Source organism: Streptomyces sp. DvalAA-14, from assembly GCF_900091855.1.
Taxonomy (GTDB): Bacteria; Actinomycetota; Actinomycetes; order Streptomycetales; family Streptomycetaceae; genus Actinacidiphila.
The window spans coordinates 21,833-42,781 of sequence record NZ_FMCH01000171.1 but is presented as its reverse complement, the minus strand read 5'-3'; the positions used below and the strand labels follow the sequence as shown (position 1 = coordinate 42,781).

The window sequence follows — 20,949 nt, the reverse complement described above, 5'->3', positions numbered from 1 at the left end:
AACCAGGCCGTCGGCGTCTACCAGAGCGCGCTGACCGCGGCCAAGCCGGCAAGCTCGGCACCGTCCCGCCGGCCGTCACCACCTCATGACCACCGCGATGGCCCAGCACACCGACCACGCCAAGGCATGGAACGCGGTGCTGACCGCGGCGGGCAAGCCCGCCATCACCAATGTGCCGCTGTCCAGCCAGCCCCAGGTCACCGCGGCGGTCAAGAAGGCGACCAACGTCGGCGACGTGGCCAAACTCGCCCTGCAGTTGGAGGACCAGGCCGCGCAGACGTATCTCTTCGCGACCTCCACCATCAAGAGCCCCACCGGGATCGAGACCGCGGCCACCATCGCCCCCGTGGAGGCGATGCACGCCTCGATCCTGCATTTCGTGCTGGGCCAGTACCCGGTGCCGGACACCTTCCTGCCCACGAACAAGGCGGCCAGCCCGACGCTCCTGACGGTCTGACCCACCTGACCCGGGGCGGCCCGCCGGAACCCGCGGGCCGCCCCGTCACCCTTCCTGCCCTCCCCAGCTGCGAGGCCCCGTTGACCGCCCCCCGCGTTCCCGTACGCCGCCGGCGCCTGGCCGGTGCCGCACTGGCGGGCGCCCTGCTGGCCCTGGCCGGCTGTTCCGACTCCGGTGGCGGGGGCGGCGGGTCCGGCGCCACCAGTACGCCGCCGACCGGCTCCGCGTCCGCGTCCGCCGCACCGACCGGCGCGCCTTCGGCCACCGTCGTCATCAAGAACTTCGCCTTCGGCCCGGCCGCGCTGACCGTCCGCCCGGGGAGCACGGTCCTGGTGAAGAACGACGACACCACGGCCCACACGCTGACCGCCGTCGACAACTCGTCCTTCGACACCGGCACCATCGGCCCCGGCTCGTCGGCGACGTTCACCGCCCCGAAGCACGCCGGGATGTTCGACTACATCTGCACCATCCACCCGTTCATGAAGGGCACCCTCAGCGTCGGCTGACCGCCGTCCCGGCCCCCGCGGCGGTGACCGGCAGGCGGGCCCACCCGAAGCACCCCGACCCGAAGGCAGGCGGCATGGCGAAGGCCAGGCACCGCACCACCGGAGGCACGATCGCGTATCTCGTCGTCCGGCTGATCGCAGCCGCCGGCCTCGCGGTGAACGCCGGCATCCACGCCGATCTCGCCGACCAGTACGACCTGGTCAGCTCGGACATCAGCGAAGGCGACCTGTTCCGGCTCGAAGCGGGACTGGCCAGCCTGGCCGTCCTGCTCGTCCTGTTCCTGCGCCGCCCGGTGGGCGACATCTTCGCCTGGTTGGTGGCCGCCGGCGGCCTGTTCGCGGTGCTGATCTACCGCTACGACGACCTCGGGTCGATCGGCCCGCTGCCCGACCTGTACGAGCCCATCTGGACCACGGACAAGAAGATCAGCGCGGGCTCCCAGGTCGTGACGATCCTGGCGGTCAGTTTCCTGCTGATCAGCCACTGGTTCAGCAGGCGGCGGCGGATGAAATGACCCGCCTCGCCCGGGGTGCCGCCCGCGACAGGCCGGCTCGGCGGATGAGACGGTAGGGGGATATCCGGGAGGATATGGGGAGGAACATCATCGTTTTCCCGGCGGCTGGAGGGCGGAGCGGTGGACGGGGACGAAGAGCTCGAGCCGACGGCGCCGCCCATGCCGCCGAACGACGACCTGCTGCGGATCGCCGACCAGCTGAAGGAACTGGGCAGGACCCAGGAGAAGCTGCACACGCTGCTGGCCGCGATGCTCTCGGTGAGCCGTGATCTCGACCTGTCGAGGGTGCTGCGGCGGATCGTGACCAGCGCGATGGGCCTGGTCGGCGCGCGGTACGGCGCCATGGGCGTGCTCGCCGAGGACGGCGACGGACTGTCGGTCTTCATCCCGGAAGGCCTGTCCGACGAGGAGGTCGCCGACCTGGCCGGCGTGGGGCTGCCCCGCGGCCGGGGCCTGCTCGGCTACCTCATCCAGCACCCCCAGCCCCTGCGGGTGGACGAGATCCGCGCCCACCCGGCGTCGGCCGGCTTCCCGCCGGGCCATCCGCCGATGGACACCCTGCTGGGCGTGGCCATCACCGTCCAGGGCCGGGTCTACGGAAACCTCTACCTCTCCGAGCGGCGCGACGGCCGCCCCTTCGACGCGCAGGACGAGGAAGTCGTGGTGGCGCTCGCCGGAGCCGCCGCGGTGGCCATCGAGAACGCCCGGCTGTACGAGCAGGTCCGCGCGGACTCCGAGAAGTTCCAGCGCCTGCTGCTGCCCCGGCTGTCCGACCTCGGGCCGTTCCGGGCCGCCGCCGTCTACCGGCCCGCCGCCGAGCCCGATCAGCTCGGCGGCGACTGGTACGACGCCCTGACGCTGCCCGACGGGAGCTGCTGCATGGCCATCGGCGACGTCTGCGGGCACGACCTGACCGCGGCGGCCGCCATGTCCCAGACCCGCAGCATGCTGCGCGCCCTGCTCTACACCCGGCTGCGCCAGCCCAGCCGCATGCTGACCCAGCTCGACCTCGCCCTGAACGCCATGCCCAGCAGCCTCGTCACCACCGCGCTGCTGGCCCGGATCGACCGCCGGGGCGAACAGTGGTCACTGGAATGGAGCAACGCGGGCCATCCGCCGCCACTGCTGCTCGCCCCCGGCCAGGCACCGCGGTATCTCGACGACGACCCCTGCCTTCCGCTCGGCGTGGACCTCAACCTCCCGCGCTACGACAGCAACTGCCGTCTCCCGGACGGTTCCACCGTGGTGCTGTTCACCGACGGGCTGATCGAGCACCGCCATCGCCCGATCCAGACGGGGCTGCGCTCGCTGGCCGAACTGGTCGCCGCCCACGCGTCGCTGCCGCCCGGCGAGCTGTGCGAGCTGCTGGCGGACGAGCACCCGGGCGACGGCCGCGACGACATCGCCGTCATGACCGTACGGGTCCCCGACGCCCCCTGACGCCCGACCGGCGGCCGCGCCGCCGGGGGAAAGGCCGCCGGAAAAGGCCGCCGGAAGGGGCCGCGGGCCTGCGGCCAGTGGCGGTTTTCACACCGGATCGGGGAATGGGGCCTTGTTCTCGGCCGCTGATGGGTACGGCAGGGTCGCCCACCGTGAGACCCCTTGAGAACAAGGAAGTTGATCGTATGTACAAGAACATCCTCACCGCTGTCGACGGTTCCGCGCACGGCACCGCGGTGCTGGACGCGGTGGCGTCCCTCGCCAAGCTGACCGGCGGGAAGGTGCACGTCATACACATCCGGCCTTCCCAGGTCATCGCGGGCGGTCTCACCGGCGGCGCCGTGGTCACCGCGGAGGAGAGCGCGGAAGGCCGGCAGGTCGTCGAGGAGGCGCTGGTCCGGCTGCGGGAGGACGGGATCACCGCGGACGGCGAGGTGGACGAGGGCCTGCGCGAGGAGTTGGCCGCCATTTTGGTGGAGCGGGCCGAGGCGCTCGGCAGCGACCTGATCGCGGTCGGCCCCGGCCACTACAGCGGGATCGCCGCGCTGCTGCACTCGAGCGTGAGCCGGGGCGTGGCGAAGGCCTCGCCCGTGTCGGTGCTGCTCGTCCACAGCGAGGCCTGAACTGCGAGGCCAGAACAGCGCTTCCTGAACTGCGAGCCTGAACTGCGCGGCCTGAACAGCGGGCCTGAACGGCCCGATCGGTCCGCCGGCCGGTTGCTCCCGGCCCGGCGGACCGGCGCTGCCCCCGGGGCGGCTCAGGCGAAGCGGATGATGCTGCCCACCCCGGCCACCAGGCAGTAGATCGCGAACGGGGTGAGCGTCCGGGTGGTGAAGTAGCGCGACAGGAACCGGACGGCGGCGTAGGCGGCCACCCCCGCCACCAGGAAGCCGGCGATCACCTGGCCGTGGATGTGGGCGGCGGCCGGGCCGGCCAGGCTGGGCAGCTTGAGCAGGCCGGCCGCCAGGATCACCGGAGTGGCCAGCAGGAACGAGAACTTGGCGGCGTCCTCGTGGTCCAGGCCGCGCAGCAGCCCGCCGACCATGGTGATGCCGGAACGGCTGATGCCGGCCAGCAGCGCCAGCGTCTGGAACACACCGATGACGGCCGCTTCCCGGTAGCCGAGGGTCTCCAGCGTCCGGGTGGCCGCCGCGGCGGGCAGCACGCCGGCGCCCGGCTGGGCGGGCGGCTGGGCGACGGGTTCGGCCGCCACCTGATACGCGGCGCCTCCCGAGCCGACCGGCACCGGGGTCTCGCCGACAGGCAGGGGCATGCGCGCCTCCGCGGTGCGGCGCAGGCGCTCGCCGAGCAGCAGGATCAGTCCGTTCACGGTGAGGAAGACCGCGGCGGCCAGCGGTTTGGCGAACAGCGTGCGGAAGCTGCGCTCCAGCAACAGCCCGGTCAGGCCGACCGGCACGGTCGCCACCACGACCAGCCAGGCCAGCCGCTCGGTCGACGTCGTGACCTTCCGGGTGCGCAGCGTGGTTCCGAAGGCGCGGATGATCCGGTCCCAGTCCCGCCGGAAGAACACCAGCAGGGCGATCGCGGTGGCCACGTGCAGCGCCACGACGAAGGCGAGGTAGGGGGAGCCGTCGGAGGCGCCGCTGGCGTTCTCGGTGACCAGGTGCTGCCACGAGCCGCCGATGAGCGCCGGGACGAGCACGGAGTGCCCGAGGCTGGAGACCGGGAAGAGCTCGGTCACCCCTTGGAGGCCGCCGATGACCACGGCCTGGAGATAGGACAGATCCGACACGGAGATCCCTTGTGGACGTAGGAGGTGGAGCCGCTCCCCGGCGGTCCGGCCCGGACGCCGCCCGTCGTCGGACCGCATGGCACACTGGCAGAGCAGGCGTGCCTTTACACCGGTGTAGAAGCTCACTGCGAATGTAGAAGACGAGTGGAGGAATGGCAAACCCATGCCGGAGCACACCGACGGGAGCGGCCGCAAGCGGCCCAACGGCGCACTGGAAGCGGACATACTCGCGGCCCTGCACGGGGCCGGAACTCCGCTGACCGCCGGTGAGCTGGTCGAACGTCTCAACAACCGCCTGTCCTACAGCACGGTGGTGACCGTCCTCACCCGCCTGCACATCAAGCAACTCCTCAGCCGCGCCCCCCGGGGCCGCGCCTACGCCTACACCCCGATCGCCGACGAACCGGGCCTGGCCGCCCGCCGCATGCAGCGCGTACTGGACGAACTCCCCGACCGCCAGGCCGTCCTGGCCCGCTTCGTCGACAACCTCTCCGCCGCCGACGAGAACCTGCTGCGCCGCCTCCTCGGCCCCGACCTGGACCGCGACCGCTAGCGACCCTCTCCCGCACGGCACTTGTCCGGATCTTGTAACAGCGGTTCCGGCGTGCGGAGGGCGTCTCTACGCTGAGGGCTCCGCCGGGCCCGATATGGGGGGTGCCCGGCCCTACGTCAGGGACGTTCCATGCTCCGCTCTCGCGTCATCGCCGCCGCGGCCGTCACGGCGGCCGCCGCCGGCATAGCCGTCGCGCCCACTCCGGCCGGGGCCGCCACCGGCTCGCTCCACCTGTACGAGATCTACTACAACAGCCCGGGCAGCGACACCGGCTCCGTCAAGAGCCTGGACGCCGAGTGGGTGAAGATCACCAACTCGACGTCGAAGCCGGTCAGTCTGACCAAGTGGACCCTGACGGACGCCAGCCGCCACGTCTACACCTTCGGCTCCTTCACGCTGGCCGCCGGCCGGACGGTGGCGGTGCACACCGGCAAGGGCACGAACACGTCGACCAACCGCTACCAGGGCCGCTCCTGGTACGTGTGGAACAACGACAAGGACACCGCCACGCTGCGCAAGTCCACCGGTGCGACCGTCGACACCTGCTCGTACAACACCACCAAGTTCGCCTACCGGTGGTGCTGAGCCCCGCCGCGGGGCCGGCCGCCGGGCGCTGACGGCCGGGGCCGCTGCCCGGCCGCCGTCTTCGCGGGGCGCGCCGGGCCGCGGTGGGGGATGATGAGGTATGGCCGACTCGCAGCAGATCCTGTTGGACCGACTGGCCGTCCGGGTCGCCGCCCGCACCGGGCTCGATCCGGAAGCCGCGCGCGCGGCCGTCGACGAGGCGCTCGTGCGGCGCGGCCCCTATCTGCTCGTGGTGCGGGCCGAGGCGTCGGCGATGGCGGAGGAAGCCGCCCGGCCGATCAGGGCCGCGCACCGGTCGTTCAGCGCGGCGCTGCGGCGGGTGTGCGCGGCGGCGGTCCGGTCCCCGGCCGCCCTTCCGGTGGAGGCGGGGATCTCCTCCCGGACGCGCGAGGGCGTACGGGACCACGGCCGGGGCCTGCGGATGGCCGCGCACCATCCGGACCTGGCCGGTCTGGACCGGCTGCTGAACGCGCTGTACGAGCGGCCCGGCGCCTGACCCGCGCGATCACCGCCCCTGCCGTCCCGCTCGGGCGGCGGGGGCGCCGTGTCGTCCGGGTCCGGCCCGGCAGGCGCCGCGGAAACCCGCTGGCCCGCCGGCCGGCCGGTCCCGCATGATGGCCGGACCGCCCAGCCGAGGAGGCCGCTGTGCACGTCCTGCTGTCCGGCATCGTCGGATCCACGGCCTACGGGCTGGCCCGCGCGGGCTCCGACATCGACCGGCTCGCCCTCTTCGCGGCCCCGACCGAGGACCTGCACGGGCTGCACGCCCCCAAGGACTCGCACGTCAGCACCCACCCGGACCGCACGCTGCACGAGGCGGCGAAGTGGTGCCGGCTCGCCCTGGGCGGCAACCCGACCGCGATGGAACTCGTCTGGCTGCCGGACGAGCTGTACGAGATCCGCACCCCGCTCGGCGACGAGCTGATCGGCCTGCGCGGCTCACTGCTGTCCGCCCGGCGCGTCCGTGACGCGTATCTCGGCTACGCCAGCGGTCAGTTCAGACGGCTCAGGGACCGCGCCGACGGCACCTTCGGCGCGGACACCCGCAACCGGACCGCCAAGCACGCCCGCCACCTGCGCCGGCTGTGCCATCAGGGATACGAGCTCTACGCCACCGGCCGGCTGAGCATCCGGGTCGAGGACCCCGACGCGTACCACCGCTTCGGCGAGGAGGTGGCGGCGGACCCCGCCGCGGCCCTCCCGATGCTCCGGCGCTTCGAGACCCTCTTCGAGGAAACCCCGAGCGCCCTGCCCGCCGACCCCGACGAGCCCTCGGTCGAGGCATGGCTCCGGCGGGTCCGGGCGCACTTCTACCACCGCCGGGACGACGCCGGCGCCGGCTGACCGGTGTCGGCTGACCGGCGCCGCTGATCCGTGGCCGGCGCGCGGCCCCCCGCGGCTGAGTGCCGCGCGGGACCGCGCGCCGACCGGCTTCCGTCCGTGCGTGATTACGGGATCTGCTGGTGGAGAGCGGTCACCTGGTCCGGGCTGAGGGTGTAGTTCCAGGCCTGGAGGTCGCTGACCGAGCCGGGGAAGTAGTCGGTCGGGACGCCGTCGTACTGGTCGCGGCCGACCACGAAGGGGCCGGTCGAGGCGTACGAGGTGGCGCCGGTGGTGGTGGCGGTGAGAGTGCCGTTGACGTAGAGACGGATGGTGTGGGTGGTGGCGTTGTAGGTGCCGACCAGGTGCGTCCAGGCGTTGAGGGTGGCCCCGGTGGTGGCGGCGTTCCAGAAGCCCGGGCTGGGCGTGTCGGCCTTGGCGAGGCTGAAGGACCAGCCGGGGGCGCCGGCCCCGACCTCGTTGTACTGGAGGTAGAAGGGACTGTTCTCGGTGGCGGCCTGGGCGGCGACGGTGGCGTTGCGGGCCGGGAGCGCGGACGGCTTCACCCACGCGGACACCGAATAGCTGCCGGTGGTGCTGAGAACGGGCGCGGCGCTGTCCGCCTCGGCGGTCGCGCCGTCGAAGGTCAGCGTCTCCCCGCGGGTGGCGTCGGCCGTCCAGGTGGTGGCACCGGCCAGGGTGAGCGGGTTGCCGCCGACGCCGGTGGTGTCGTTGACGGTGGTCGGGGTGTCGGTGGGTGCGGTGTCGGTGGCGACGGGGAAGCCGTCGCCGTCGTCCAGGGCCCAGGTGTCGTGCGGGGAGAGGATCGAGGTGGTCTCGGCGGCGTAACCGGCGTTGGTGAGGTTGACGTGGTCACCGGTGTCGGCGGCGGCCGCCAGCTTCTCCTCGCCGTCGGCGGCGTCCGGCACCGCGAGGGCGGTGTCGAAGTCCGCGAAGTAGACCGGCGGCGGCACGGTGTCCCACGGCGTGCCCAGCGGCATGCTGCTCATCCAGTCGTTGACGGCGCCCCGGTTGGTGTCGACGTCACTGGTGCAGGGGTCGTTGGGAGTGGCGCCGTCACCCGCGTAGGCGTCGCAGGGGGTCAGGGAGGCGAGCGTGGTGGTGATTCCACGGCTCTGGAGTTGCTGGACGAGCGCGGTGTAGCCGTTGGCCTCCAGATCGTCGCTGCTGTTGCCCTCCAGCAGGTCCTCGAGTCCCTCGGTGATGATGACGTTGCTGATGCCGGGCTGGTCGAGCAGATCGCGGTCGATCCGGGACAGCACCGACGGGCCGCCGATGATCTTGCTGTTGAAGGTCTGCGGGTTGTCGGTCATCAGGTCGTTGGACTCGATGCCCTCGGAGATGGTGCCGTACGGATGCGGCGTGGTGGGTTCGGCGGCGGCCATCGCGTCGGCCACCCGGCTCCCGCTGGTCACCGGGGTGGTGCCGGGCTGGAAGGCGTCGATGAGTCCGTCGCCGAGCAGCGCCTGGGTGGGCGTGCCGGCCGAGGTGACGTCGAGGTTGGTGACCAGGTCGGTGTACCAGCCGTTCCACTGCTGGGCGAAGGGCGTGCCGGTGGTGTCGGTGGTCTTGTCGCCGGCGCCGACCGCGGTCAGGTACTCGTAGGCGGTGTTGGCGAAGGAGTGCTGGACCAGATAGGGCACCGCGTTCGACAACTGGTAGGAGACCAGCAGGTACTGGTTGGCGGTGACGGTGAACGGCAGCGGATCGCTGAACACCGAGCCGCCCTGCGGGATGGTGACGGCCTGGGCGCCGCCGAACTTCAGCGTGCCGGGAGCCCCGGCCGGGATCGGGGACGGCGCCCCGGACCCGGAGTCGACGGCGATGGTGGCATGGCCGATGGACAGTTTGCTGGCGCCCAGCGCGTTGTCGAGCTTGACGCGGACGGTGCCGCCGGACAGCGACGGCTTGAGGGCGATGCGGAAGGTCTGGTTGGAGAAGTCGGCGCCCTGGAAGTTGTACTGGCCCTCGTTGGGGCTCGCCCAGGCGCCGGTCCAGGACTGGCCGCTGGGCGCGGCCGCCGTGGCGCCGTTGGCCTCGGGGGTGCCCGCGGTGGTGTTGCGGGTGGCCATGCCGAAGATGTGCAGCGACGGGGTGTCGTAGCCGATGTGGTTGCCCACGTCGGGCAGCGTCACCGAGGCGATGGTCCTGGTCGGGTCGGTGGGGACGGAGAAGGCGAAGAGCCCGTGCGGGCTGGCGTGCGTGCCGGTGGCGTCGTTGCGGTGCGGCAGGGTGACGGCGGGCAGTGTGCCGCCCATCCACCAGTTGGGCACGGTCAGGTCGTACGGCGTGGTGCTGCCGTCGGTGTAGGTGATGGTGCCGGCCGCCGGGCAGGTGCCCTGCGGGTCGGTGCCGATGAAGCAGTACGAGCCGGAGACGGTGGTGCCCTCCGGCACGTAGGGCGCGGTGGCGTCGCCGGCGATGGCGCCGGGGGTGGCCTGGCTCCCGTAGGTGGTGGTGGCCAGGAACTCCAGGGCGTTGCCCGAACCGGCGTAGGCCACCGTCTGGTTGGCGGCCAGCAGGTTGTCCTTCTGGCCGGCGCCGAAGGCCGGCAGGGTGAAGGTGGCGCCGTCGACGGTGACCTTCCCGCCGCTCGCCCAGCCCGCGTTGGCCAGGTCGGTGGCGGACAGGCTGTCGCCGCTGCCGTCGATGTCGGCCTGCGTGGTCGCGGTGTCCGCGCTGATGCCGGTGTTGTTGAAGCACGCGCTGAGGCTGGCGCAGGGGGTGTTCGGGTCGCCGGTGGCGAGGAAGGGGTAACTGCCCACGCCGGACACGTCACCCGCCGCGTCCACCGCGTAGACGTACAGCGTGTGCGGGCCGGCCGAGTACGGCTTGAGGCTGATCTTGGCGGCGTTGGCGGCGGCCGTCACGACCTCGGAGGCCGGCGGGTTGCTGGTGGCCGGCGCGATGTCCACCGAGTAGTAGAACTTGGTGGCCGAGGTGCCGCCCGAGGTGGCCACGTCGAAGACACCGGTGGTGCCCGCCTGGGCGCCGACCCCGCCGCCGTTGTCCGTGTTCGGGAACAGGTTGTTCTCCGAGGTGACGGTCGGTGCGTTGGGGGCGGTGGGCTCGGCGGTGAAGTGGCAGGTGGGGGACTGGGTGATGACGGTGCTGTCCTCGCCGTCGCTGACCTCGGCCTGCCAGTCGACGGTCTTGCCGGTGGTGAGCGAGCTGACGAAGGCGGCGGGCAGGGTGTACTTGGCGTAGCTGCCGCTGGCGATGTTGTCGTCGCTCAGGCCGGTCGCCTTGGTGGTCGAACCGTCCACCCAGTACTGGAAGGTGGCCCGCAGCTTGTCACCGTCCTTGTCGGACACCTTCGCCTCGAGCACCGGCGGAGTGCTGGCCAGTGTCTTGCCCATGTACGGGTACGGCGCGGTGGTGTCGCAGGCGGCGTCGTCGGCGCCGGAGATCGCGGCCATGGTCGAGGCGGACGGCACCGACGGGATCGTGTTGTAGAAGACCTCCAAGCTGGGGTTGTCCGAGAAGCGGGAGAAGCCGGTGTCGGTGTGGCTGGACTCCAGGCCGTCCTCGCTGAGCGAGGCGGTGAACGAGGAGGCGTGACCCGAGGCGTCGGCCTTCAGCGGGGTCAGGACGTTGAAGCCCTCGGCGACGGACGGATTGGAGGGGCAGTTGTCCGGGTTGTAGGCGCGGGCGAAGCCGGCGGTCGTCGAATAGCTGTTGTTCTTGGGCCGGTTGCTCCAGTCGGTCTTCGACCCGATCCCGCCGGTCCAGTGCAGGTTCACGGTGTAGGTGCCGGAGCAGGCGGCGGAGTAGACCTCGCTGGCCTTCACCGTCGCGGTGTTGATGTGCGCGCCCCAGAGCGTGGAGGACAGTTTCCACTGGTAGACGGCGTGCTCGGCGCCGGTGTGGCAGTCGCCCTCCGGCCAGCCGTTGTAGCCGACCCCCAGGTGTCCGCCGTCGGCCAGTTGACCGTCGTTGTCGTAGAAGGAGACCCCGGGGCAGCCCTGCTTGACCTCGTCGTAGGCGGGCGCGACAGGGTCGTAGGGATGCCAGTTGAAGGTCGGGTCGATGTAGACCGGGAAGACCGTGGACGGCGCTGCCAGCAGGCGCCGGTCCGGCTCGAGCGCCAGGGCCGACGCTGTGGTGCTCGTCGCGACGGGGGCGACCCGGGCGGCCAGTCCGGGATGCGCGGTGTCGGAGGGATCGGCCGCGACGGGGACCGAACCGTCCGAACTCCCGGCGGCGGCGCCCCGGTCGGCCGCGCTCGCCTTCTTGGCCGCGGGCAGCTTCTTGTTGGAGTCCCACATCAAGGGGGTTGCCGCGGTGAGGAGTTCGCGTCCCCGGGTGTCATGGACGGCGAGCCCGCCGTCGGCGGTCGGCAGCAGCCGGCCGCCCTTGACCGTGGTGCCCAGGCGCAGTTCGGCGAGTGACGGATTGCGCGCCGCCGCCGCGGACTTGACGACGAGGGTGTCGGTGAAGCCGCCGCTGGACGTCGCGGCGACCACCAGGTCGACGGACGGCAGCACGGAGGCGTATGTCGCGGTGCTGCCGCTGACCGTGGGTGCGGGCAGCGTGCCGGGCCAGCGCAGGGCGACGGTCACGCCGTCGTAGCGGCTGGTCACCAGCGCGTTGTCGCCGCCGCCGGAGAAGGCGACCGTGCCGTACGCGGCGGCGGCGGGTGACCAGCTGCCGTCCGCGGCCCGGCGGAGCCGGGTGTCGACCGGGACCCAGCCGCCCTGCTTCCGGGCCCGGACCGGCTCGGCGTTTGCGGTGAGTTCGAAGCCGCCGCCGGGAACGGCGCTGATCTGCTGGTCGGCCGTGGTCAGCGCGTCCACGACGGTGGCCTTCCCCGTCGCGCCGGTTGTCGCGGCCGCGGCCCGCATGGCCTGCTGCTGCTGGGCGGTCGGTCCGTAGCCGTCCGGCAGCCGGGGCGTGCCGGGGTCGGCCGGGGAGTCGCCGGTGACCGGGGCGGACTGGCCGGAGGAGTAGTTCGGCTGGGTGCCGGCGGGTGGCGGGGAGGGGGTGGCGAAGGCGGGGACGGTCACCGCGGCGGACGTCAGCAGGGCAAGTGCGGTCAGAACGGCTGTTCTTGTCCGCACTGCCGGGCCGACTCCGCCCCGCCGGGCTGGTTTGTGGTGCAGGCGCGTCACGAGATCTCCCGTCCAGGAGCCGGAGGGTCCGGCCGCAACTGACGCTAGGAGAGGGCAACTGCCCAAGCCAGAGCCGATGTTCGGTGGAACGTTCGATTCCGCCCGAATGTGGCGGAAGTGAGGGGAAGTAATGGAGGTAAAGAGTGTGTCTGGAGTGGGCAACGGATCTCACCTGGGACTTTGCCGTTGGTAGCTTCCCAAGCGATCGAGGGATCGCGCGGACTGCGAGGGGCGGGACACGGTGGCTTCCGGTAGGGGCTTGAACCGAGGCGGCAGGGCGGGCGGAGCGGGTGGACGGACCGGAAGACGGTCCGGACGACGGTCCGGGCATCTGGCACTGCGTGCTTTCACCGCGGCAGTCGGAGCGATGGCCGTATGCGCCGCGCTTCTCCAGGTCGCGCCCGCGGCCGCCGCGGCGACGGTCGCCAAGCCGCCGTCGCCCCCGCACACCAAACCGGTCCCGGTGACCCCGGTGGCCTCGCACTACACCAAGCCGAAGGCGACGCCGTCCTATCGGCCGCCGGCCGTTTCCTGGCCGGCCGGCAGCGCTGATGTCTCCCTGACGACGGCGCCCGGCGGCAGCGCGGCCGGCCGGTCGGCGCCGGTCCGCGCCGGTTCGCTGCCGGTGTGGATCGGCACGGCGACGGCGGCCCGGCCGGCGGCCGGGCACGGGACCTCCGCGGCGAAGAGCGCCGGGACGGCCGCGGTGGCGAAGACCGCCACGCCCGCCGTGCCGACCCCGTCCGGTGTCGGCGTCCAGGTCCTGCCCCGGGCCCGGGCGCAGGCCGCCGGCATCTCCGGCGTGCTGCTCTCACTGACCCGCGAGGACACCGGCAGCGCCGAGGCCGGTGTCGGACTGACCTTGGACTACAGCCGGTTCGCCCCCGCCTTCGGCGGTGACTGGGCCTCCCGGCTGCACCTGGTGTCGCTGCCGGCCTGCGCGCTGACCACCCCCGAACGGGCGAGCTGCCGCACCCAGATACCGGTCGCGTCGACCGACGACGCCACCGCCCGCACCCTCACCGCGAACGTCGACCTGGCCGGCGCCGCGCCCGCCACCGTGCTGGCAGCGGCCGGCTCCGCCGGCGGCGGAGGCGGCGACTTCGCCGCGACCTCGCTCCTGCCGTCCGGTTCCTGGCAGGCCGGCGGCAGCTCGGACGCCTTCAGCTGGTCCTACCCGATCAGCCTGCCCAGCGTCCCCGGCGGCCTGGAGCCCAGCGTCTCGCTCGACTACAACTCCCAGTCCCAGGACGGACTGACCTCCTCCACCAACAACCAGGCATCCTGGGTCGGCGACGGTTTCGACTACGACCCCGGCTTCATCGAGCGCTCCTACCAGTCCTGCGACCAGAACCCGGCGGGCGCCACCAAGACCGAGGACAGCTGCTGGTCCGACAGCAACACCCTCACCATGTCACTGGCCGGACGCTCCTCGACACTGATCAAGGACGACGCCACCGGCGACTACCACCCGCAGGACGACGCCAACGAGCGCATCCAGTACAAGACCGGCGCCGTCAACGGGGCGCAGAGCGGCGAGTACTGGATCGTCACCACCGACGACGGCACCCAGTACTACTTCGGCCTCAACGAGCTGCCGGGCTACACCTCCACCAGCACCGCCACCAACTCGGTGTGGACCGAGCCGGTGTACGCCACCGCCTCCGGACAGCCCTGCTACAACGCGACGTTCGCCAACTCCTGGTGCCAGCAGGCCTACCGGTGGAACCTCGACTACGTCGTGGACGCGCACCAGGACGCGTCGTCCTACTACTACACCGACGACACCGGCTACTACGCCCGCGACCTGGGGACCAGCGCCACCACCCCGTACACCCGCGGCGGATACCTCTGGAAGATCGACTACGGCCAGCGGGCCGGCCAGGTGTACTCCACCTCCCCGGCCGGACGCGTCACCTTCAATGTCAACGGCCGCTGCGACACCTCGCCGACCGGCTGCGCCGTCTCGACCCTGACCTCCAGCACCGCCAAGGACTGGCCGGACGTCCCCTACGACCTGCAGTGCGCGCAGAACGCGGCCTGCACCATCAACTCGCCCACTTTCTGGTCGAAGTACGAGCTGACCGGCGTCCAGACCCAGGCGCTGGTCGGCAGCACCGAGACCGATGTCGACGCGTGGAGCTTCACCCACAGCTTCCCGCCCACCGGTGACTCCACCACGCCGTCGCTGTGGCTGTCGGCCATCACCCGGACCGGCCAGGACATCAGCGCCGGCGGATCGAGCGCCACGCTGCCGATGCCCCCCGTGACGCTGGACGGCGAGGCGCTGTCCAACCGGGTGGACGTCACCGACGGCTACCCGCCGATCACCCGGCACCGGTTGAACAGCATCATCACCGAGAGCGACGAGAAGATCAGCGTCGGCTACTCCTCGGCGGCCTGCGCGTCCGGCGTGCCCAGCGACCCGAGCCAGAACACCAAGCTGTGCTACCCGTCGTACTGGACCCCGGGCGGAGCGACCAAGCCGATCGAGGACTGGTTCAACAAGTACGTCGTCACCGGCGTCACCGAGCAGGACCCGACCAGCGGCGGCGTCCACGACGACATCGCCACCCACTACGTCCCCATCGGCACCCCGGCCTGGCACTACGACGACAGTCCCCTCACGCCGGCGAGCCAGCGCACCTGGGACGAGTTCCGCGGCTACCAGGGCATGAAGGTCACCACCGGAACCGCGCCCGACCCGGTGTCCGAGACCGACTACACCTACTTCCGCGGCATGGACGGCGACACCCTGCCCAACCAGGGCACCCGGTCGGCGACCGTCACCGACTCCCGGGGCGACCCCGCGGTCACCGACTCCGACCAGTACGCGGGCAACACCTACGAGACCGTCACGTACGACGGCGCGGACAGCGGCAAGGTCGTCACCGACACCATCGGCGACCCGTGGACCTCCGCGGCGATGGCCACCCACAGCCTCGGCACCGCGCTGCCCGCCCAGAAGTCCTACCTCACCGGTGAGAGCAAGGAGCGCGTCTACACCCCGTTCTCCGACGGCCGCACCGGCGAGACCGAGACCGACTACACCCACGACAGCTACGGCCGCGTCACCAGGACCAGCGACCTGGGCGACGTCACCACCGCGGCGGACGACCAGTGCGCCACCGTCAGCTACGCCGACAACACCACCGCGTGGATCCTGGACGCGCCGGACGAGAACACCACCGTGTCGGTGAACTGCGCCACCACCCCGGCACTGCCGCACGACGCCGTCTCCGACACCCGGACCTTCTACGACGGTTCGACCACGTTCGCGGCGGCGCCCACCACCGGCCTGGTCACGATGACGCAGAACGCCGCCTCCTACAGCGGCTCGACGCCGGCCTTCGTCACCATGTCCAGCGGCACCTACGACGAATACGGCCGCGCGCTCACCGCGACCGACGCCGACAGCCGCACCACCCGAACCGCCTACACGCCCGCCACCGGCGCGGCCCCGACGTCGGTGGCCATCACCAACCCGATCACCACGCTCATCACCACGACCACCTACGATCCGCTGCGCGGCCTGGCCCTGCAGTCGACCGACCCCGGCGGCTTCGTCACCAAGAAGCAGTACGACGCGCTCGGCCGGATCACCGCCGAATTCAAACCCGGCATCACCGCGGCCTACGAGAAGTACACGTACACCATCTCCAACAGCGCCCCCTCGGTGGTCACCACCCAGACCCTCAACAACGACGCCAAGGACACCTACCGCACCAGCGAAGTCCTCTACGACGCGCTGCTGCGGCAACGGGAGACCCAGACGGCGACGATGGACGGCGGCCGGGACGTCACCGACACCGTCTACAACACCGACGGTCTGACCGCCAGCACCACCGACCCCTACTACACGACCGGCGCGCCCTCCGGCACGCTGGTCCAGGCCCAGTCCGGCACGATCCCGTCATCGACCGGCCTGCTGTACGACGGCGCCGGCCGGCAGACCGCCTCGATCGCCTACGCGCTCGGCACCGAGACCTGGCGCACCACCACCAGCTACGGCGGCAACGTCACCACCACCGTGCCGCCCAAGGGCGGCGTGGCGCAGAGCACCTTCCTCGACGCCCGCGGCAACACCACCGACCTGTACCAGTACCACCAGGGCGTACCGGCCGACCCGAGCGACCCCGCCGCCGACTACTCCGACACCCACTACAGCTACGACGCCAGCGGCAACCGCACCGGCGAGACCGACGCGGCCGGCAACTCCTGGTCCTGGTCCTACGACCTGCTCGGCAACCAGACCTCGGCGGTCGACCCGGACGCCGGCGCCAGCAGCAGTACCTACGACAACGCCGGCCAGCTGCTCACCTCCACGGACGCGCGCGGGAAGCAGACCACCTACACCTACGACCTCGACGGGCGTAAGACCTTCGCGTACGACACCTCGGGCAGCGCGGCCCCGTCGGCCGCGAACGAGATCAGCGCCTGGACGTACGACACCCTGAAGAAGGGCTACCCGACCGCGACCACGTCCTACCAGATGGGCACCACCAGCCCCGCGGTGACGAACACGGTCCTCAACTACAACAGCCTGGGACTGGCCGGCAGCCAGCGCGAGACGCTGGCGAACCTGCCCGCCGCCGAGGCCGCCCTCGCGCCGAGCGGCGGCTATCTGACCAGCCGCACCTACACCGCGGTGTCCGGACTGCCGGCCACCCGCAGCTACGCCGCGGCCGGCGGACTGCCGGGCGAGGAACTCGACTACGGCTACGACCTGTACGGCCAGCCGACCAGCTCGGCCAGCTCCGGCACCACCGCCTGGGACTACGTCGGCGCCGTCGGCTACGACGAGTACGGCAACCCGGTGCAGTACACCATGGGCCCCAACGGCACCTGGGTGGCGCTCACTCTCGGCTACGACCCGCAGACCCAGCGCCCGACCGAGGCCAAGACCACCGACGCCACGGCCACGACGGTCGTCGACGACACCAAGTACAGCTACACCGACGCCGACGTCTCGGCCGGCGCCGGGCTGATCACCTCCACCACCGATCAGCAGAACAGCGGCGCGGTCAGCGACACCCAGTGCTACCAGTACGACTACGCCACCCGCCTGTCGGCGGCCTGGACCGCCACCGACGCCTGCGCCGCCACCCCGGCGCCGGGCAACAGCCCTACCGTCGGCGGCCCGAACCCGTACTGGCAGTCCTGGACCTATGACGCGGCCGGCAACCGCAAGACCCAGACCGACCACGACACCGCCGGCAACACCGCCGCCGACACCGCGACCAGCTACACCTACCCGACGCAGGGCTCGGCCACCGACCAGCCGAACACCCTCAGCGCGACCACCGCCACCGGCCCCGCCGCGACCGCGCACACCGCGAACTACACCTACGACGCGGCCGGCAACGAGCACACCATCACCACCCAGTCCGGCACCCAGACGCTCAGCTGGAACGACCAGGGCAACCTCGGCTCGCTCTCCGACACCGCGACCGGCGGCACCAGTTCGTACCTGTACGACACCGACGGCAACCTGGTGCTGCGCACCGACCCCGGCAAGGCCACCCTCTTCCTGGACGGCCAGCAGGTCGAGGAGAACACCGCGACCGGCACGACGACCGGCACCCGCTACTACGACATCGCCGGCACCACCATCGCCGAGCGCTCCAGCACCGGCGACGTCCAGTACCTGATCCCGGACCGGCAGGGCACCGACACCCTCGCCATCGACTACCAGACGCTCGCCCCGACCCGCCGCTCCTACCTGCCCTTCGGCCAGTCCCGCACCGCCCCGGGGGTGTGGCCGGGCGGCGACGACGGCTACGTCGGCGGCACCCCCGACCCGGCGACCGGCCTGGAGAATCTCGGCGCCCGCGAATACGACCCGTCCAGCGGGCGGTTCCTGTCCCCCGACCCGGTCCTGGAAGCCACCGACCCGACCCAGCTGGGCGGCTACGACTACGCGGGCAACGACCCGGTCACCGGCTCCGATCCCACCGGCCAGATGCTCTACGACGACGTCAGCGGCCTGGGCTTCGGCAACGTCAAGGACATGACCGACTGGTACCACGACCAGGGCTACACCGACAGCCACGGCCACGCGACGCAGAAGTACGCCAAGCTGCGCTACCAGCAGGACGTCAGCTACTACACGTACCAGTACGAGCTCAGCCACCCGCTGCCCAAGCCGAAGGCCAAGCCGAAGAAGAAGTCCATGTGGGGGTCGTTCACCAGCGACCTGAAGAAGGGCGCGGACATCGCCTACCACGTGAGCGGCGCCTCCGACGTGGTCGGCTGCGTCTCCAACCCCTCACTCGGCGGGTGCGCCCAGGCGGCCGGACTGGTCGCGGGCTTCTTCCTCACCGGCGGCGAGGACGAACTGGAGATCGCCGCCTACGAGGCCGGCGAGGAGATGGCCGAGAAGGAAGCCGCCGACCTGGCGGAGGACGGCGCCTCCTGCCTCGTTCCCCACAGCTTCACCGGCACGACCCCGGTCCTCGAAGCGAACGGCACCAGCGAGCCGATCGCCTCGGTCAAGGCCGGCGACACGGTCCTGGCCACCGACCCGCAAACCGGCGACACCTCGGCCCACGCGGTGCAGCGGGTCATCAAGACCACCACCGACCACGACTTCACCGCACTCACCATCACCTCGGCAGCGGCGCCGACGCCGAAGGGCGATCCGGCGAAGACCGCGTCCAGGACGACACCGAAGACGATGCCGGCGTCGGCGTCGACAACGGCGCCGGGCGCGACCGCCGTCCTCACCACCACCTGGCACCACCCCTTCTGGGACGCCACCACCCACCAGTGGACCGACGCGGCCCAGTTGACCCCCGGCACCCACCTCCGCGAGCCGAACGGCACCTTCGCGACCGTCACCGCCATCCGCAATTACCACACCACCGCGATCACCTACGACCTCACCATCGCGGGCCTGCACTCGTACTATGTACTGGCGGGCAACACGCCGGTGCTGGTTCATAACTGCGACGAAGCTGACGATGATCTCCTTGATTTCGCCGACAACATCATGAACACCACGAAATCCGGACCAGGTGGGCGTCCAGCAACAGCCTCCAAGATCACTTCCGCTGACGGCAAAGTACGATATGCAACGAGTGCCGACACTCGTACAGGTTCACTTCCGGAGAAAACCGCGCGCGCGATTGCGGATGCTCAAGGGCACGGAGGTTGCGCGGAAATAAACTGTGCTGCGGCTCTGGAAAACGACAGTATCGAGCTAAGGGGAGCCACAGTACAAACGGTGAAAATTGGCGGAGGTGGATGGAAGGATGGAGGACCCATGTGGAGTTATGAAGAACACGGAGATCTCCTAGGTCCCTGTCCATCGTGTCAGCGAACCCTGCCGCTCCTTGGAATTGGGACCGGTTGACCATGTGGCCAGTTGATCCTCGGCTGAAGTCCGCCCTGGTGAATCTCAGGCGCGTTAAATCAGAGAAGCCAAACAGTGGTACGGACAGCATTGCCTACGCAAAATGGAGGGAGGATATAGGGCGGGCCCTGCTTTTTCTCGCGGAAGTAATTCCATCGAACGAGGAAAAAGTTCGTGTCCGTTCTGAGGCAGAGGCTGCCTTTGCGGAATCAAATGGGATTCGGCAATCCATCGATCCTGCGGAGGACTAGCCGATCCCTTCTTTGAGGCCAGGATCGCACCCTGACTGCGCCGAGACCCACTTTGGTGGCTACTCCATAGGTCCCGTACATTGAAAGGCAAGACGTCCAGAAGCCCCGCCGGGAGGGTTCCAGGCGGGGCTTCTGGGGCTTCTGACGGCAGTAGTTGACGGCAACGTCAGCGGACGACTGCTGCACAAGGCGGCGGTTCGTCGCCGTCGCCGAGTCGGACGGCGGCCTCGGCCGGGGCCCGGAGGGCGTTGCCGAGGAGGTCGATGGCGTCGCGCTGGAGGCGGAGTCGGACGTGGGCGTAGACGGTGGCGGTGACGCCGATGCGGGCGTGGCCGAGGAGTTCCTTGATGACGACGAGTTCGACGCCCTGCTCCAAGAGGAGGGTCGCCGCCGAGTGCCGGAGATCGTGGAAGCGAATGCGGCGCAGCCTTGCGCGGCGGAGCAGGGCGTTGAAGTTCCCGGTGAGGGTGGCTCCTTCGATCGGGTTGCCGTCGGGGCGGGTGAAGACGTACCCGCTCGCCTTCCAGCCCGTCCCTGCCGATTCGCGCTCCTGGCGCTGCCGGGCGCGGTGCTGTTCGAGGGAGCGCAGGCACTCGGTGGGCAGGGCGATGCGCCGCTCGGAGCTCTGCGTCTTGGTCGGCCGGGCAGTCAGGCCGGCGGTGTTGGTGCATTGGAGTGTGCAGCGGAAGCTGGCGGTTCCGCCGGTCAGGTCGAACGTGCCAGGGGCCGGGGGTGCGTCCAAATTTTCTCTACGAGGTTCAAGGCGGCCCCTGCCCGTCTGAGCCGGCCGGACATCGCCGACCGACCCACCGTCGGGCGAGCAACGCCCGTTCCGGGCGTCGGCGAGCGACCAGACCCAGGCGCAAGCTGGGCCCAACCTGGTTCCATCAGAGGCAGGTTGAGGGCGTAGAGTCCCGGTGCTTCGCACAGCATGTTGTCGCCTACGACCGTCCTTCGGCCGGATCGCAGGCACAGGGCAAGCCAGGGGCTCGGCCCTTCACGTCCGACGCCGGGCGCACCGGGTGCGGTGGCCGGCGACGCCTCCGGCGGGGGGGCGAAGTTCCCGACCGTCTGCCGTCG

The 20,949-nt window shown here is 71.0% G+C and carries 11 protein-coding genes and 2 pseudogenes; 10 read left to right on the top strand and 3 right to left on the bottom strand.

Annotated features, from left to right (window positions below; translation table 11 throughout):
* Positions 1-85: 85 nt before the first annotated feature.
* From GA0115240_RS08555 to GA0115240_RS08535, 5 genes are all read left to right on the top strand, one after another.
* On the top strand, positions 86-457 hold the full coding sequence (locus GA0115240_RS08555) for a ferritin-like domain-containing protein (protein WP_237554717.1): 372 nt from the start codon (positions 86-88) through the stop codon (positions 455-457).
* An 80-nt stretch (positions 458-537) separates the two neighbouring features.
* The gene (locus tag GA0115240_RS08550; protein ID WP_093736049.1) at positions 538-966 is read left to right on the top strand and encodes a cupredoxin domain-containing protein; all 429 of its coding nucleotides are present in this window, start codon (positions 538-540) and stop codon (positions 964-966) included.
* Between the two features lie 74 nt (positions 967-1,040).
* Complete coding sequence (locus GA0115240_RS08545; RefSeq protein ID WP_093736048.1) at positions 1,041-1,481, top strand: hypothetical protein; 441 nt, start codon at positions 1,041-1,043, stop codon at positions 1,479-1,481.
* A 159-nt stretch (positions 1,482-1,640) separates the two neighbouring features.
* Positions 1,641-2,921, top strand: coding sequence for a PP2C family protein-serine/threonine phosphatase (locus tag GA0115240_RS08540; RefSeq protein WP_093736055.1), 1,281 nt, complete (start codon positions 1,641-1,643; stop codon positions 2,919-2,921).
* Between the two features lie 185 nt (positions 2,922-3,106).
* On the top strand, positions 3,107-3,544 hold the full coding sequence (locus tag GA0115240_RS08535) for a universal stress protein (protein ID WP_161302112.1): 438 nt from the start codon (positions 3,107-3,109) through the stop codon (positions 3,542-3,544).
* A gap of 134 nt (positions 3,545-3,678) precedes the next feature.
* Here the strand turns inward: GA0115240_RS08535 and GA0115240_RS08530 are convergent, their stop codons facing one another.
* Positions 3,679-4,674 (bottom strand): undecaprenyl-diphosphate phosphatase, encoded by a 996-nt coding sequence (locus tag GA0115240_RS08530; protein ID WP_093736046.1) that lies wholly within the window; start codon positions 4,672-4,674, stop codon positions 3,679-3,681.
* A gap of 163 nt (positions 4,675-4,837) precedes the next feature.
* On the opposite strand from GA0115240_RS08530, the gene GA0115240_RS08525 reads away from it, so the two are divergent.
* The 4 genes and pseudogenes from GA0115240_RS08525 to GA0115240_RS08510 form a co-directional block, all read left to right on the top strand.
* Entirely contained in the window at positions 4,838-5,227 is a 390-nt protein-coding gene (locus GA0115240_RS08525; RefSeq protein WP_093736045.1) for a BlaI/MecI/CopY family transcriptional regulator, read from the top strand.
* 129 nt (positions 5,228-5,356) lie between these two features.
* The gene (locus tag GA0115240_RS08520; protein ID WP_093736044.1) at positions 5,357-5,812 is read left to right on the top strand and encodes a lamin tail domain-containing protein; all 456 of its coding nucleotides are present in this window, start codon (positions 5,357-5,359) and stop codon (positions 5,810-5,812) included.
* Between the two features lie 100 nt (positions 5,813-5,912).
* Entirely contained in the window at positions 5,913-6,308 is a 396-nt protein-coding gene (locus GA0115240_RS08515) for a hypothetical protein (protein ID WP_093736043.1), read from the top strand.
* A 143-nt stretch (positions 6,309-6,451) separates the two neighbouring features.
* Positions 6,452-7,156: pseudogene (locus tag GA0115240_RS08510) on the top strand (DNA polymerase beta superfamily protein); the annotation flags it as partial.
* Between the two features lie 104 nt (positions 7,157-7,260).
* Here GA0115240_RS08510 and GA0115240_RS08505 read toward each other — a convergent pair.
* On the bottom strand, positions 7,261-12,213 hold the full coding sequence (locus GA0115240_RS08505; protein ID WP_256069610.1) for a LamG-like jellyroll fold domain-containing protein: 4,953 nt from the start codon (positions 12,211-12,213) through the stop codon (positions 7,261-7,263).
* Positions 12,214-12,631: 418 nt separating this feature from the next.
* On the opposite strand from GA0115240_RS08505, the gene GA0115240_RS08500 reads away from it, so the two are divergent.
* Complete coding sequence (locus tag GA0115240_RS08500) at positions 12,632-19,618, top strand: RHS repeat-associated core domain-containing protein (RefSeq protein ID WP_093736041.1); 6,987 nt, start codon at positions 12,632-12,634, stop codon at positions 19,616-19,618.
* A gap of 417 nt (positions 19,619-20,035) precedes the next feature.
* On the opposite strand, the pseudogene GA0115240_RS08495 reads toward GA0115240_RS08500, so the two are convergent.
* Positions 20,036-20,581: pseudogene (locus GA0115240_RS08495) on the bottom strand (tyrosine-type recombinase/integrase); the annotation flags it as partial.
* Positions 20,582-20,949 lie beyond the last annotated feature (368 nt).

Coding starts and splice junctions, on each gene's coding strand:
- GA0115240_RS08555 (WP_237554717.1), top strand. CDS start 86: ATGACCACCGCGATGGCCCAGCACACCGACCACGCCAAGGCATGGAAC.
- GA0115240_RS08545 (WP_093736048.1), top strand. CDS start 1,041: ATGGCGAAGGCCAGGCACCGCACCACCGGAGGCACGATCGCGTATCTC.
- GA0115240_RS08540 (WP_093736055.1), top strand. CDS start 1,641: ATGCCGCCGAACGACGACCTGCTGCGGATCGCCGACCAGCTGAAGGAA.
- GA0115240_RS08535 (WP_161302112.1), top strand. CDS start 3,107: ATGTACAAGAACATCCTCACCGCTGTCGACGGTTCCGCGCACGGCACC.
- GA0115240_RS08525 (WP_093736045.1), top strand. CDS start 4,838: ATGCCGGAGCACACCGACGGGAGCGGCCGCAAGCGGCCCAACGGCGCA.
- GA0115240_RS08520 (WP_093736044.1), top strand. CDS start 5,357: ATGCTCCGCTCTCGCGTCATCGCCGCCGCGGCCGTCACGGCGGCCGCC.
- GA0115240_RS08515 (WP_093736043.1), top strand. CDS start 5,913: ATGGCCGACTCGCAGCAGATCCTGTTGGACCGACTGGCCGTCCGGGTC.
- GA0115240_RS08500 (WP_093736041.1), top strand. CDS start 12,632: ATGGCCGTATGCGCCGCGCTTCTCCAGGTCGCGCCCGCGGCCGCCGCG.